Genomic DNA, 14,796 nt, shown 5'->3' with positions numbered 1-14,796 from the left:
AAAAATGACGCTTATCACCCCACAGCTTCCTGGTTTTCAGCCATGCCACCCGTTTAAAATACTCCTGAAATTATCGGAAGGTGATTTCCCAAGCGAAGCAACGTACAAATGAATCAGCAAAAAGATAAACACCAGAAAACCGGAAACACTATGCAACACTGCCGTAAGCATAACTCCGCTCACCCGGAAAACCTGCTCCATAATAATCTCGGGAAAAAAGAGAGCAAACCCGGTAACAATTAAAAGAGGCAAAAAAAAGTACATTATGAAAATGTAGGAATATTTTTGCAGCGGATTAAATTTTCTTTTCTCCGATACCGGATAAGGAGGTTCTTCCCCTTTAAATATTCCGGAAACATAGTACTGAATTTGCTTTTTTATTCTTTTGGAAAGGCCTGGCACTTTTACCCGGTAATACTTCCCGTTTTTGGTCATAATATTTCCAAGAACAAATAAAAAATAATTTGCTGAAACAAGTACTCCTGCCATATTGTGAAGGGCAATTGCTGTTTCAAACTTCAGCAGGAGAAATCCCCTGCCGGAATAATGCAGGCTAATCCCGGAAAAAATTAATGCCAATATTCCCAGGGCATTTATTGCATGCCAGATTCTTAACCACAGCGGATACAAATAAAGTTTTCCTCCTGTTCCCATAAACCTATTTTTTTATCATCCTCATGATGGTGTGAATAACAATCCCCCCGACCGCAGCAAAAAAGACAACGGCAAAAAACACATTAAGGAAAGGAACACGCGAAGCTCCGATTACATAATATTCAGATGTAAATTCTTCATCCGAAGCATTTACTTTAAAAAGACTTAAAAATGATTTTTGGTTATTTCCCCCGGTTTCCGTTCGCGTTCTAAGATTTTGATATTTGTAAAGCGAAGCCTGTAACATGGAATTGGCGGAATGACATTCCACACAGTTTTTCGTTGCATGTTCCTTCCTTAAAATATTATGTGAAACCATTAAAGAATCCTGTACATCTGTATGGCACTCGATGCACCGCACCCGCCTGAAATGCAGGGCCTGATTGGGCAACCAGCTATGAATTTCTATCAGTTGCGGATTTTCGTGTTCCGAAACCAACTGGTATTTGGTCATGTTATCGTGGCATGAAAGGCACATATTGTTGCTGTATTCTACAATCTCCTTTACGTCACTACTTGTTCTGGCAGTAGCCCGGTAATAGTGCTGGCTATGACATTTCGAACAGGAAAACTGCTCTCCATGGGTTTCGAAATGGACACTCTTCTTAAATTCCTCTTCAACCCTGTCGAACTGCCACTCTGCAAATGTAGGATCTCCTCCATGGCAATCGATGCATGTCATCATCGGTTCAAGTTTCAACTCCCCGTTGTGCGGATATGTTTCATATTCATAGGAGTGACAGTCGATACAGTTAAACGTATGATGAACGCCCCCTGCCAGTTGCACGGTATCCAGAATATAAAGAGGATTCATTAACCGTTTCTCTTCTCTCTCCGTCCATTCATTATATATGGAAAAAGTTTGTGAGGCATGGCATTTCAAACAGGCTCGATTTTCTTCCGGAACAGAAGATTGCCCGTTAACAATACCAGTACCGGCAAAAACGGTTACAATCAGACACAGAAGAGTATGAATTTTACACTTCATAGTGTGAAATTAAAAAGCTGCCCCAAAATTCTCCGAAGCAGCTTTCGATTTTATAACTTACTTTAAGGTCCTTATAAAATTGATAAGCGCCCAGCGGTCTTCCTCATCCGGGATTTTTTTCTCGAAATTGGGCATTTCATCCCGTCCTATAATCGATTGATAATAGATAGCGCCATCGCTTTGTCCCTGAAATCCTGCATCGTTGAATGGAATCATTTTGGTTTCCATACTTGCCGCCTTAGGGCCATCACCAAGACCGATGTTCCCATGGCAGGATTTACAGTGTTTTGCATAAAGCATCTTCCCCACCCTTTCCAGGGATTTATCCCCTGCATGCGGGTTTTTCATCTCTTTATATTTTGCCGGAATATCCCACTCTTTCGACATATTTACTGAAGGTGATACAAATGCTGCCAATAGTATTCCTGCGAACAGGAATACCAGGGGATATACTAAAAAATTCATCTTACTTCTTTTCATGATGTTCTTTTTATGGTTAAATTAAAAATTCCAAATTCTCGTTATCGTAAAACCAAATGCTAAATTTTTCCAGCTAAAGCTATTTGAGTTCCACATCATCACATCTTGCGGAATAATACCGCCCGAATTTCCCATATAAATTTGGAAAGCGTGCGTACTGGTAGCAATCTCAATACCTAAAGCTACGTTGGGTTCGTGGTGCTTAGGCACTTCAAGTTGCTCAGAAATCTGCTGAATTTTCAGCGGCAAATCGTAATTGAAAATGATGGATGACTGTGGTGAAACATTAATTCGTCCGTTAAAATGCAATCCGACTTTATCGTGGTCAAATTCCCGTTCAACCATGTTATAATGCGTAAAACTTACGCCTGTTTGAAGCGAAAGCCAGTGATTAAACTTACGGCCAACAATCAGTTGAGAAAAATAAGAAAACCGGTCGGCAAGAACCATTTCAAATTCTGATATTCCTTCTCCCGAGTGCCAAACTTTACCTTCTCCAAAAGCGCTTTCATTCCTGCCGTCAATAGCTAGAACTCCATATAGCGCAACCGCCACCGGGATGGTGTTTTCACGGGTTTGTTCAAGAATGGTCCATTTGGCGTTCAGGTCGGTGTACATTTTTTCTTTGCTCAAACCGAGACCCACCTGAAAATTGGTTATTGGCACATAATTTAACCCGAGCCTGATATTTGAGCCGGGAGAATAAATTCCATAAAAATCGGAAATGCCGTTTTCAATGCTTCCAAATTTATGCTGAATGGCAAATTCCAATGTGCCTTTAATTGGAATCATGGTCGTTTGGTTATCAATCAGATATCCACTTGCAAAAGGCGCCCTCACCGGCTTGTCCTTCTCCTGCTCTTCCTGTGCAAAAATTCCGGAAAAAGGCAGGATGGAAAGTAAAAGGAGCAATATATAATTCTTCATTTTTACCATTTTATCTGCGGTTAGTTATTTTCAGCGCCCTGCTGAATCCATGCCTTAATATATGCAGCCTGCGTTGCAGAATATTTTTTTTGCGAATGGCCGTCTGTATCAGGATGAGGGACAGAATAAATTCTGCTTTCTTCGGGCGATGTTTTATTAATATACCTGGCGCTGTTCAGCGAATTATAAGCTTTATCAGTCCGTAAGTCGGGAATCTGGCCCCCGTCGTGGCAGGCTGTACAGTTATTATTGTCTGTAAAGATAGGCAGGATATGTTCCGAGAATTTAATGACATCTTCATTCGGATCGATATCCGGAACTTCTTCGGGAATTACCCAGTCGTATTTACACCCTACAGCAAAAAAAACCGCTACAACAACCAACAGCAATATTTTAGTTTGAATCTTCATCTTGTATCATTTTTCATTCCTGTACCAGCTACTTTTAAAGCAACCAAAGCCTGAATAACAGTACCTGCTAATTAGCTGGTTGATATGCATCCAACGCTTCCAGCGTGTTGATCAACAAGGCATTTGTATAATGAGGATTGTGTACCCCAAGGCTTCTGTCTTCCACCAAACCAATCCAGTTAAAATAGGCTTGTGCCAGAACCATTGGGAAAGTACCGACCACCGGCTCAAATCCTTCTTCTTCGTTTCCTTCCACAACTCCAAATTCAATAAGCTTCTCCCTTAGTTGAGTAAGTTTTGTTGCCACATCGGTTTGTCTTCCACGATAATTAAAATCTGCTGTTTCGTGGCATGTATTGCATGCATCCAGGCTGGGATGCCAGGAGTGTCCGCCGCCACCGTTGCTAAATTCACCCATGTGACATCCCGTACAGGAAGCCTCTTCTTTCAGGTGTACTGAATTTCCGGCAGAAGGATACGAAACAGAACCTTGAATTTCTGCAAAACCAACTCCTGCCAGCAAATTAGACTGTGGCCCGTGGTGTGGTCCGTAATGGGTTGAAGTAATGGCAAACATTCCATTTCCCGCTTCATCAATAACACTTCCGTCTCTGGCTTTTTGTTCTTCATCTACCGGAGAAGGAGTTCTGGTTTGATGACAATTGGCACAAAGGTTACTGTTCCCCTTCATGTCCAAAACGGTTGATTTATCAAACTGTGCAACTACCGGTTCATTTAGCCTCAGGGCATAGTCGGTCGTTTCAAATGTTTCATGCAACCCATGACAGGTATTGCATTTCCATGCACTCGGGCTCGAAATATCACCAGCCACTCCACCCAACTCAGCATATTGAACAAATTGTTCGTGAGAGTGACAGGGAGCGCATCTTGCCTGTGCACCAGCATAAGCAACTGCTGCTTCACCGGCATAATGCCCCGACATGGCAAACTGCCCCTGAATGGACTCTATATTATCACTATTGTGGCACGCCAGACAGGAAACATTCCCGTCCACACCATTCATACCATCCTGACCATCTTCACCGTCGGCTCCCGCAGGTCCCATTGGTCCTTCTTTCACACACGATGTGGCAAGAAATGCACACACGACGCAAAAACATAACAGTTTTAAAAAAGATACATATTTCATAACATGACCAGTTTAGTTGTTTATAATTCTAATTAATTACTAAAAACTTCATGTCGTAAAAATACAATGGAAACCGTTTGAAACTGGAGTGTAATTGATGATATATCAATGAGTTGTAATTGATATAAATTTTTATGAAAAGTGATCTGGAACAATCAGAAGATTGACATATATCAATCAGCCGTTTCTGCTTATTTCCTGAAGGCCGTTCTCATCCAGTATTTCGAAGGTACTTCCCTGTGTTTTGATTAATCCGGAAGATTTAAACTGCTGAAGTATTCTCACCAAACTTTCTTTGGTCATATTCGACATATCAGCCAAATCCTGCCGGGTTAGCGGAACCGAAAACGGATTGACGCAAAAAACGTGGTTTTTCAGGTAGAGAAGTGTATCTGCAACCCGGCCCGGCATATATTTCTGCGTAAGGACTACCAGCTTGTTCAGCAGGTCGTTATTCTGTTTCGTGTGGTGCCGCAGCAGCTCCACGGCAAAGCGGTTGTTTTCTGAAAAAAGTTGTGAAAGTTTCGATGCGCTGATCAGGCAGCAGTGAACCTCTGTAACCGCCGAAATAGTGAATTTCTGAACGTTCCCGTTAAAAAGATCGCCGCCGGTAACAAAATCATGCTGACCAATGAGCCTCACAACCAATGATTTTCCCTTTACTCCTTCAACATATACTTTGGCAAGACCTTTACGAATGCAAACCACATAGGTAGAAGAAGTATTTTGCTTGATGATGGTTTCACCCGGTTTGTAGATTATTTGTTGCTTCCCGTCCACCAGGAAATCCAGTTCTTTGTAGTCCAGTGATTTCAAAAGATTGGTACTACCGTCATTAAAACAGTTTTTACAGCAGCAGTCCAATGTTTTCTCACAGTCGTTATGCTGCTTCTCACAATGGAGGCAGTTAAAATCAACGCCTTTTAAATGAATATCATCTGCCATTACACTGTAAAAGTATTTTAAAATACAATTTACTCACCTTCAGAAATCACTTTGCTAACATAGCAAAAAAAATCTACTTCCTGAAAACATATAATAGCAAAAAAATATCTTTTTGTGCTTATTATAATGATTATTTAGACAAGCAACGGAATTTCACTCCTGTCCCATCTAAAAAGCCACATGTTTTATCAGGCCGTCCATAGCCTCAATCCACGAATCCTCAGCGTTTAAACTTTCAACCAGTTGCAAATCCATCCCTCCTTGTTCCAGGAATATCTCCCGGTACTCATCGCCAATTTCGATGATGGTTTCCAGGCAGTCCGTCACAAAAGCAGGGGCAAAAACCAGAATTCGCTTCTTTCCTTCTTTCAACTTTTCAATCAGCACCTTATCCGTAAACGGTTCCATCCAGTTTTTGTCGAGCCGCGACTGGAATGCAACGGAATACTGTCCCGCTTCCAATCCCAGCTCCTTTGCCAGCAGTCTTGTAGTAGCGTAGCAGGATGCCCGGTAACACTGTTTCCCGTATGACGGAACGGAAACCTCACAGGAACAGGTTTCGGGATCGATGTTCGGGTGGGCTTTTTCCAGGTGCCTGTTGGGAAGACCATGATAAGAGAAAACCACGTAGTCGAATTTTGAGAGGTCGTATTTCCGGCCCTGTTCGGCAAAAGCTTTAATGAACTGCGGATTGTCGTAAAACTGCCCGACTACCTTCAGATCAATAGTTGCCTTTTGCTGTTTTAACTCCTTTTCAATGGCAAAAACCGTTGTTTCTGTAGTTGACATGGCATGTTGCGGGTAAAGCGGAAACAATACCAACTTTTTAAACCCGCGTTGTTTAATGTTCCCGATAACTTTCCGGAAGTCAGGATTCTGATAACGCATTGCCACAAAAACCTCGTAATTATCCCCCAGCTTGGCCTGCAGCTTTTCCTTCATTTCAAAGGAATAAAAAATAAGGGGCGAGCCTTTTTCTGTCCAAAGCATTTGATACAACTTTGTCGAGTTCCGCACCCTGAACGGGATAATGATACAATTCACAAGAAATTTACGAAGCAAAAAAGGAAGGTCGATAACCCGTTTATCGTTCAGAAACTCGGTAAGATATCTCCAAACAGATCCAATTTTGGGCTCGTTGGGGCTGCCCACATTCATCAGCAGGACTGCCGTTTTATCGTTTTTCATTTTCCGGAATTTATAAGTTGGGAAGCTACCGTTTTCCCCTGGTTTATACGATCTGCAATACCGATTCCGTCGCGGATGTTCCCTGCCAGCACCAACCCGGGGTGCTCACTTTCCAGCTGTGCAATGGTTTCCATCTTTTCATGGGATTCAAAACCATACTGAGGAATGGCATGGCTGTAGCGGAAAATTTTAAGGAGTTCCGGTTTAAATGTATTTAGCTGAAACATTTCTGTCAGTTCTTCTTCCACGATGTGAGCAATTTCTTCATCGGACAGATCTATTATTTCGGGCCTGCGAACACCGCCAAGAAACACAGAGAGCAAAGCGCCTCCTTCCGGGGCTTTGTTTTTCAGAAAAGATGAAAGAAACAACGCACCCAAAATACGCCGCTGCTCAATAAAGGGTACCAACCCGCCAAATGCCCTGAGTTCATTCCCTTCCCATTTTTTAAAGCCAAGCGAAACCTGCACCACTCTGGAGTATTCCATTTTTGTAACCGCATGCAGTTTCTCTTTTTCAAGAAACGGGAATAAACTTTCCAGTGCATAACTGCCCGTAGTGGAAACCACGTGGGTAAACGCTTCGTCTCCCTGATTGGAAAAAAATCCATTGTCTTTTTTCCCAAAGGAAATCGTGTTGCAATTCAACTGAATTTTTTCTTCCCCTATATTTTTCACCAAAGCATGGATCAGATTGCCCAATCCACCTTCAATAGAAAAAATGGCTTTGGTAGCTTTTTTATCGCGGTCGGTTTTGGGTTCCTTTGCCTTTTTAACCGAACCGCCTATAAAGCTGCCATAATCCTGCTCCAGCCTGTAAAGCTTCGGAAAAGCATACCGGGTAACCAGCCGGGCGGGATCGCCCGAATAAATACCGAGAATAAACGGGTCGATGGCATAATCGAGAAAGCTTTTCCCCATCCGACGCAAAACGAGCTGAGCCAGCGATTCGTCAGGGTTGTCGCCTTTTTTACGAAAAGGTTCTCCCAGCAGGCGCAGTTTATCGGGAAAAGAAAACAACGGCGTTGAAATTCCTGAAGCAAGGCCTGATGGAAGCGGCACCCACCTGTTTTTTTTCCAAATCCAGCGGGCTTTGGCTGCTTCGTCAGCTGTTTCAAGGGTACAGTCGTCTTTCAGGTCTTCGAGCAACTCTGCTACTTCCGGTCTTGACAAAACACCGGAGTTTGGGCCTGCTTCAAAAGTAAAACCGTTCTCCCTGTGTGTTTGAATAACCCCCCCGGGTCGTCCGGCTTTTTCAAAAACCCGGAAATCGATCCCGGCTTTACGCAGGTAAAATGCTGTGGTGAGTCCTGTCAGACCGGCACCTACAATGGCCACTTTTATTTTTGCTTCCTTTTCCATTATTCATTTTGCTTACAACGCTTTTGAAAACTGTTTGTTCGTTTTATTCAGGTTCGGATCGAAACGGGCGGCAATGTTGCGGATAAAAAACCGGCCGCTACCGGAAACCTTGAAATTGTGATCACCCTCTATTTCCAGCAAACCGTCGGCCACAAAGCCACTGAACTGGGATTTATCAAAATTCAGTGCTTTTTTTACTTCCTCTGTTGAAATGCTGAAATGTGCAGCGGTTTCTTCAAACGAAACAAACTCATTGCACATGATTTCGGTAATTACGTGCCGTATAACTTTTTCGGATCTGTTCAGATGATATCCTTTTTCAACTGTAAACTTTCCCTGGTTAATCAATTCCACATAATTGTCGGGTTTCTTTTCATTCTGGGCATATACACTTTCGAGCTGACTGATTCCGGTGGAGCCAAAAGCATAAACCTGGCCGGTGGTTTCCCGGGTACAGTATCCCTGGAAGTTACGGTGCAGCTTCCGGTTCTTCAAAGCAATACTTAACTCATCAGTATCTTTTGCAAAATGGTCGAGCCCAATGGGAGTATACCCGTTTTCGGTCAGAATTTTGAAGCCGGCTTCAAACATTGTCAGCTTTTCATCTGCTTCGGGAAGCCCGCGTTTTTCAAGAATTTTTTGTGCTTTCTTAATCCAGGGCACGTGCGCATACGAGAAAGTAACCAGCCGGTCGGGTGAAATCTCCAAAGCCTTTTCAATGGTTTCTGAAAACGTTCTTTCATCCTGAAACGGTAACCCGTAAATAAAATCGAGGTTCACACTGGTATTTTCAAAACTTCGTATCCAACTTACAATTTCTTTTACCGGCCTTTTAGGTGCATCACGGTTTACGTTGTCGAGCACCTCCTGTCTGAAATCCTGAATCCCAAGGCTGAACCTGTTAAATCCGGCCAATACCAGCTGACCGGTATAATTCTCATTGAGCATGGCCGGGTGGCATTCGATGGCAATCTCGGGCCGTTTGATAAAAGAAAAGTTTTCGTGAATGACATCCATTATTCCACGAATCATCTCAACCGGTAATGTGTTGGGCGTACCTCCTCCCCAGTGCACCTGGGAGACTTTTCGCGACGGATCAAGCAACCGCTTCACCATCCGGATTTCTTTTTTCACCGCTTCCACATAACGGCCCATTTTCTCTTTATCGCGGGTAAACTGCGTATTACAACCGCAAAAGTGACATAACTTGGAACAAAACGGAATATGAATGTAAAGGGAAATATTTTCGGGCCACTCGCTGTTCGACGCTTCTATGGCCTTCACATAATCGTCTGCTCCAAAATTTTCATAAAAAAAATTGGCCGGCGGATAGCTGGTGTACCGCGGAACAGGGATGTTATATTTTTGAATCAAATTTTCAGGAATCTGCATAGCTCTTGTAAAAATGGTTTTTAAATATAAACGGAATCAGTATAATTAACAAAAGTCCCATGCCGATTTCGAGGACAAAAAGTCCCCGGTACGTCACAGCATCGGCTATTTTACCACTCATCACCGCAATAATGAGGCTGCTCAGGTGAGTGATTACAATCTGAAGGGTGAAATCGGTCCCTTCGCGGCCTTTCCGCACAATTTTCATGGCCAGCGTATAAACAAACACCGACGACATGGCGTAAGCGCTCCAAAGCAATGCCACGGCAATATAAATAAGATAAGTGGTATGGCTCGTAAAAGTGAGGCCAAAAAAGTAAAAGGCTACCATCAGGTTTATGAGAGGAAAAACCCAAACAGCTTTGGACAAACCCACTTTCCGGATAAATATACCGGCAGGAACTGTCATTGCTGCACCACAAGCCGTACCAAAAATACCGGAAATAAAGCCAATCTCCTTTACACTGTAACCCAAATCAACCAGGTAAGGTTTCACCATCGTTAAAATACCGATAAGGCCTGAATAAAAAAGAAACAGAAGCAAAAGGTGCCCCCCGATTTTTTTCTGCCTGAAAAACCAGACAAACTCAAGGGGAGAAATATTTTTACGCGATTGTTCGGGTTGCTTTTGTTCCCGGTCGCGGTAAAGCGAAACCGGAATCAGGACTACAAGTACAAAAGCCGCCAGCGAAAAAAGCAGGTATTGCCAACCCCAATAATGGTAAATAACCAACAATACACCGCTGCCCATGAGGGTTCCTATAAAATTGCCTGCCGACTGCATACTGTTCCCCAAACTGCGTTCACGTTCCTTCAAAATAAGAATGGCAAACGCATCGGTGGCAATATCGTGCGTTGCCGAAGCGGTAAAAGCAATCACCATTAAAACAATGATCGAGGTAAAATCGGTTTCGAGGTTTAAAAAACCAATGGAAAAAATGACCACGGCATAAAACGTTTCCGAAACTAGTATCCACCGACGGTACTGCCTTGTATTGTTGCAATTTCTGTCAACCATCGGCGCCCATAAAAACTTAATAATCCATGGCAGTTTAATCAATTGCAGGTAGCCAATGGATTCTAGCGAATAATTTTCCATTCGCATAATGACCGGCACTACGGTAGAGAAAAAGCTCATGGGAATCGACTGCGCCAGGTAGAGGGTCAGCAGCGTAAAATACTTTGTTGTTTCCTGTTTTTTCATTCTTTTTTAAAATGATATTTTTAGGTTAACCCCCATGGTGGCCGGTTTGCCAATCTGGGCATATGAATTCCCCAACGCCTGAAAGTAGAATGAATTATAGGTTGCATTCAGGATATTTTTTCCCCAGAAGGAAAAAGTAATGTTGTCCTTATCAAAGCTGACCCGGTGGTTCAGCAGGCCGTAATAACTCTGGTAAGCTTCGTTTGATTCGTGCCAGTAATGCTTACCAAATCCATTGTAGGTGAGGTGAATATTTACACGATCGAGCCAGTTTGCCCTGACGTTAAAATGATAATTTCCGCCCACATTAAAGGAATATTGGGGGACATACGGCAGGTAATTCCCGCTGTAATCTTCGTTTTCGTTTTTTACGTATTCAACAAACTTTGCTTTGTTGTAGCCAAAATTCACCCAGGTTTCCAGGTTCCGTGCCGGAAGCGCTTTTAACTCCAGTTCAACGCCTTTGCTTTCCGATTTACCGGCATTGGTAAGCATGGAACCGGTGCCGCTGGGAACTGCCTGGTATATCTGCTGGTTAACCCAGTCAATGTAAAAAAAGGCTAGGTTTGCATAAATTCGTTGCTGAAGCCATTTTGCTTTTACTCCGGCTTCGTAATTCCATGAATGCTCGGGCTTAAAAGAACGATCTTCATCCCGCTCAAAGGTAGAATTAAAGCCGCCGGAGTTGTACCCTTTTGCCACAGTTGCATAAGGAACAAGATATTCGTCGATGCTGTATTTCAACGCAACTTTGGGTAGGATCTCAAAAAAATCCATCTCGCTGACAAAGGCATCGGCATTGTTCCGGTTGCCATTCATAAAAAGATCATGCACATAATCGAGGGTAGCCTTTTCATAGTCTGCGCGAATGCCGGCCGACAACGAAAACCCGCCCAGGTCTAGCGTTGACTGGTGAAAAAAGGCAATGCCGGAATTAGTGTTGTCGTAAAACTTGGTGTAATGGTACTGCGAAAACGGCAGCTTGTATTTTGCTAGTCCATCTTCGCCGTACTCTACGGTAACTGCCTTGTCAAGAAGCTGTTTAAAACCGAAGGTGCCAAACAGCCAATTATAAACCCCTCCTTTTGCCGACTCAATATTCCACTCCTGGGCAAACATTTTCAATTGCTGATCCTGCACAACAAAAAACAATGACTGGGGCGTAAAATCCTGATCAATCTCCTGAAAATCATCCAGTGACTGGTAGCTGTAATTCACCCGCAGGGAAAACCCCGGACCCGAATAATTCATGTTTACTCCGGCAGATAATAGCTGGCGGTTGTAAATACTTTCCTTGTCGTAACTGATGTCACCGGCTTTCATTTCCTGATCGTCAAATAAAGCATAAGGATATCCTCCCTGCTTACTGTCTTCATATTGTATGCTGGTCAGAACATTAAACTTGTCCGATGGCGAAAGCAGCGCCTTGACCCGCCCGGAGTAGCTATTGATTTTGTCCACTTCGGTTTGCGAAAATGTATTTTCATAAAATCCATCGTTGTGCCGCTGGTTTAAACTCGCCTGAACAGACAGCGCCTTCCCCAGGGGCTGGTTGTGTGTAACATTCGACCGAATCTGGTTATAGTTTCCGTAATCAACCGAAACGCTCGTTGATTGCTTCTTCCCGGGTTTTTTGGTGAACACGTTAATGAGCCCACCCATCGCATTCCTTCCGTAAAGGGTTCCCTGCGGGCCGCGCAGAACTTCGATTCGCTCCACATCGTAAAAATCGAAGTTGAAAGCGGCCTTTTCAAAGTAGGGAACATCATCAACATACAACCCAACCGAAGGGGTATTGATGCGGTTACCTACCCCCCGGATATAAACTGGGGAGGTTAATTTAGATCCATAGTCCGGCATGAAAAAATTGGGAACCACCAACGAAATACTTGTCAGGTCTTCCACCCGGCTGTTTTCAATCAGCCGCTCAGACACCATGGTTGCTGCTGCCGGAATTTCAAAGATATTCCGGTTATATTTGGGCGACTGAATAACAATTTCGTCTAATTTGTAATTCTTTATACTGTCCTGTTTTACTTCCTGTGCCCTGGTTACGGCATAGCAGGATACAACTATAATGGCTAAAAGTGTTAATTTTTTCATGATTTTTTTGAAAAGGCAATGTAAAAACCCAGGCCTTGCATCCCAAAGCCCATTTTTCATCAAACGAACAAAAAATCAGATAATTGGCGGGGGCCTTGAAAAGAAAGAGAAGTAAAATATTTCCGGCTTCAATTTTTCTGCCGGAGCGTAAAAAAACGTTGTTTTTCGATCCACATAAAACGTTTTCCCTTTTTCGGGAGACCGCATAAAATCAAATGCATTAAAACTGAACTGTCCGGCGCTGGCATCAAGCTGATGGTCGGTGACAACCACCACGTGGTGACGGAAACATTTTTCATCGCCCGGTAAATCATCGTCAGCAACTTTTTGCATTCCAAACAAGAAAAAAAAGGCATAGAAAAATACAAAAGCGAGGTAGGGCAAATGGGTTGAAAAAATTCCGAATGTAAACATGTTGCTTTTGTATTCTTATCTTTTAGAATGCACAAAAATAGAATAAACCTTTGTCTCAAAAAACAATAGCTACGTTTTTTTCGTTGATTTATCTCAATGGAAACAGTGGGTTTAGAAACAATAAGATTTATCGTATTTTTGACCCAAATTGAAAAAATATGCTACCGAATATAAAAAAAATTACCCATCGCAGAGAAAATATCTCAGCAGCATTGTTGTTCGACAATTTTGAATCTCCTTCTTTCTCCTCTTTTGCTGAAAAAGAAGCCGGCTATTTGAAAGAAAAAATGGCTTCCGAAAACGAGTGGACGGTTTTTAAACAGCCGCTGGTTTTCTTTTTTCACAAAGCCAAAGAAGGAAAGGCTGCCTGGTTACAAGCCGAATCGGCCCGACAAGCCGGCTCCAAATTCTACGATGTGCTGAAAACGGAAAAAATCACTTCCCTGCAAATAATCGGGAGCAGTAAAAATGAACTAACGCTTCCGTTTTTGGAAGGGTTGCTGCTTTCGGCCTACTCTTTTTCAAAGTATAAAAAAGAAAAGGACAACTATGCACCGGCAGAAATTTTTGTACTCGACGACCGGGTAGACGAGAAAAAAATAACTGAACTGGAAACACTGACCAGCGCTGTTTTTTGTGCCCGCAACCTGGTAAACGAGCCACTTTCGTACCTCACTGCCAGCCGCTTTTCGGAAGAGATGGAAAAAATGGGGCATGAAGCAGGATTCTCCGTGGAAATATTCAACCGGAAAAAAATTGAGTCATTACGAATGGGCGGCCTTCTGGCGGTAAACAAAGGCAGTATCGATCCGCCCACTTTTAATGTCCTGGAATGGAAACCTGAAAACGCCCGGAATAAAAAGCCGCTGGTTCTTGTGGGCAAAGGAGTGGTTTACGACACCGGCGGTTTAAGCCTGAAACCCACGGCAAAATCGATGGACTACATGAAAAGCGACATGGCTGGTGGCGCCGTGGTGGCAGCGGTTTTGTACGCCGTCGCCAAAAATAAACTGCCCCTGCACATAATTGGCCTGGTTCCTGCCACCGACAACCGCCCTGATGGAAATGCCTACGTGCCCGGCGATGTGATTACCATGTTCGACGGTACCACCGTGGAAATTAAAAATACGGATGCCGAGGGGCGCCTCCTGCTGGCCGATGCGCTGAGTTATGCAAAAAAGTATAATCCCGAACTGGTGTTGGACATTGCAACGCTTACCGGCTCCGCAGAAATTATTACCGGTACGCAGGCGTTTGTCGGAATGGGAAACAGCAATGAAAACCTGCTCAGGCTAAAAAAAACCGGGGAAGATGTTTACGAACGGATGGTGGAGGTGCCCCTCTGGGAAGAGTTTGCCAAACCACTCCAATCAACTGTAGCTGATTTAAATAACCTTGGTGTGCGGGAAGCGCAAACTTCCATTGCCGGAAAATTTCTTGAACATTTTACGGATTACCCCTGGCTTCACCTCGATATTGCCGGGGTGGCTTTCCTTCAGGAAAAAGATTTTTACCGACCAGCCGGAGGCACTGGTTTTGGAATCCGTCTGCTTTATCACTTTTTGAAAAAATTCAATTAA

General features: G+C 43.3%; 14 protein-coding genes. 1 reads left to right on the top strand and 13 read right to left on the bottom strand.

What is annotated here, in order from left to right:
• Positions 1-36 precede the first annotated feature (36 nt).
• From D1164_RS04410 to D1164_RS04350, 13 genes are all read right to left on the bottom strand, one after another.
• Positions 37-654: a cytochrome b/b6 domain-containing protein gene (locus D1164_RS04410; protein WP_119348746.1), complete on the bottom strand. Its 618-nt coding sequence runs from the start codon at positions 652-654 to the stop codon at positions 37-39.
• Between the two features lie 4 nt (positions 655-658).
• Entirely contained in the window at positions 659-1,642 is a 984-nt protein-coding gene (locus D1164_RS04405) for a cytochrome c3 family protein (protein ID WP_119348745.1), read from the bottom strand.
• Between the two features lie 57 nt (positions 1,643-1,699).
• Positions 1,700-2,122, bottom strand: coding sequence for a c-type cytochrome (locus tag D1164_RS04400; RefSeq protein ID WP_119348744.1), 423 nt, complete (start codon positions 2,120-2,122; stop codon positions 1,700-1,702).
• Positions 2,123-2,143: 21 nt separating this feature from the next.
• Positions 2,144-3,049 (bottom strand): DUF5777 family beta-barrel protein, encoded by a 906-nt coding sequence (locus D1164_RS04395; RefSeq protein ID WP_147372026.1) that lies wholly within the window; start codon positions 3,047-3,049, stop codon positions 2,144-2,146.
• 20 nt (positions 3,050-3,069) lie between these two features.
• Positions 3,070-3,459: a hypothetical protein gene (locus tag D1164_RS04390; RefSeq protein ID WP_119348742.1), complete on the bottom strand. Its 390-nt coding sequence runs from the start codon at positions 3,457-3,459 to the stop codon at positions 3,070-3,072.
• Between the two features lie 67 nt (positions 3,460-3,526).
• Positions 3,527-4,525, bottom strand: a complete 999-nt coding sequence (locus tag D1164_RS04385; RefSeq protein ID WP_119348741.1) for an ammonia-forming cytochrome c nitrite reductase subunit c552 — start codon at positions 4,523-4,525, stop codon at positions 3,527-3,529.
• 261 nt (positions 4,526-4,786) lie between these two features.
• Positions 4,787-5,554, bottom strand: a complete 768-nt coding sequence (locus D1164_RS04380) for a Crp/Fnr family transcriptional regulator (RefSeq protein WP_119348740.1) — start codon at positions 5,552-5,554, stop codon at positions 4,787-4,789.
• A 168-nt stretch (positions 5,555-5,722) separates the two neighbouring features.
• Positions 5,723-6,742 carry a ferrochelatase gene (hemH, locus tag D1164_RS04375; RefSeq protein WP_119348739.1) on the bottom strand — a complete coding sequence of 340 codons (1,020 nt, stop codon included), beginning with the start codon at positions 6,740-6,742 and terminating at the stop codon, positions 5,723-5,725.
• On the bottom strand, positions 6,739-8,103 hold the full coding sequence (gene hemG / locus D1164_RS04370; protein WP_119348738.1) for a protoporphyrinogen oxidase: 1,365 nt from the start codon (positions 8,101-8,103) through the stop codon (positions 6,739-6,741). The genes hemH and hemG overlap by 4 nt, the downstream gene beginning before the upstream one ends.
• Before the next feature lie 12 nt (positions 8,104-8,115).
• Positions 8,116-9,477, bottom strand: a complete 1,362-nt coding sequence (gene hemN / locus D1164_RS04365) for an oxygen-independent coproporphyrinogen III oxidase (RefSeq protein ID WP_241558253.1) — start codon at positions 9,475-9,477, stop codon at positions 8,116-8,118.
• Positions 9,478-9,481: 4 nt separating this feature from the next.
• On the bottom strand, positions 9,482-10,699 hold the full coding sequence (locus D1164_RS04360) for an MFS transporter (protein ID WP_119348737.1): 1,218 nt from the start codon (positions 10,697-10,699) through the stop codon (positions 9,482-9,484).
• 6 nt (positions 10,700-10,705) lie between these two features.
• The gene (locus D1164_RS04355) at positions 10,706-12,802 is read right to left on the bottom strand and encodes a TonB-dependent receptor (RefSeq protein WP_172594335.1); all 2,097 of its coding nucleotides are present in this window, start codon (positions 12,800-12,802) and stop codon (positions 10,706-10,708) included.
• Between the two features lie 75 nt (positions 12,803-12,877).
• Positions 12,878-13,216 (bottom strand): hypothetical protein, encoded by a 339-nt coding sequence (locus tag D1164_RS04350; RefSeq protein ID WP_119348735.1) that lies wholly within the window; start codon positions 13,214-13,216, stop codon positions 12,878-12,880.
• 158 nt (positions 13,217-13,374) lie between these two features.
• On the opposite strand from D1164_RS04350, the gene D1164_RS04345 reads away from it, so the two are divergent.
• Entirely contained in the window at positions 13,375-14,796 is a 1,422-nt protein-coding gene (locus tag D1164_RS04345; protein WP_119348734.1) for a leucyl aminopeptidase family protein, read from the top strand.

Origin of the sequence: Mariniphaga sediminis (assembly GCF_003573545.1) — a bacterium.
In the GTDB taxonomy this organism is placed as follows: domain Bacteria; phylum Bacteroidota; class Bacteroidia; order Bacteroidales; family Prolixibacteraceae; genus Mariniphaga; species Mariniphaga sediminis.
This window is presented reverse-complemented; position numbering and strand designations above follow the sequence as displayed.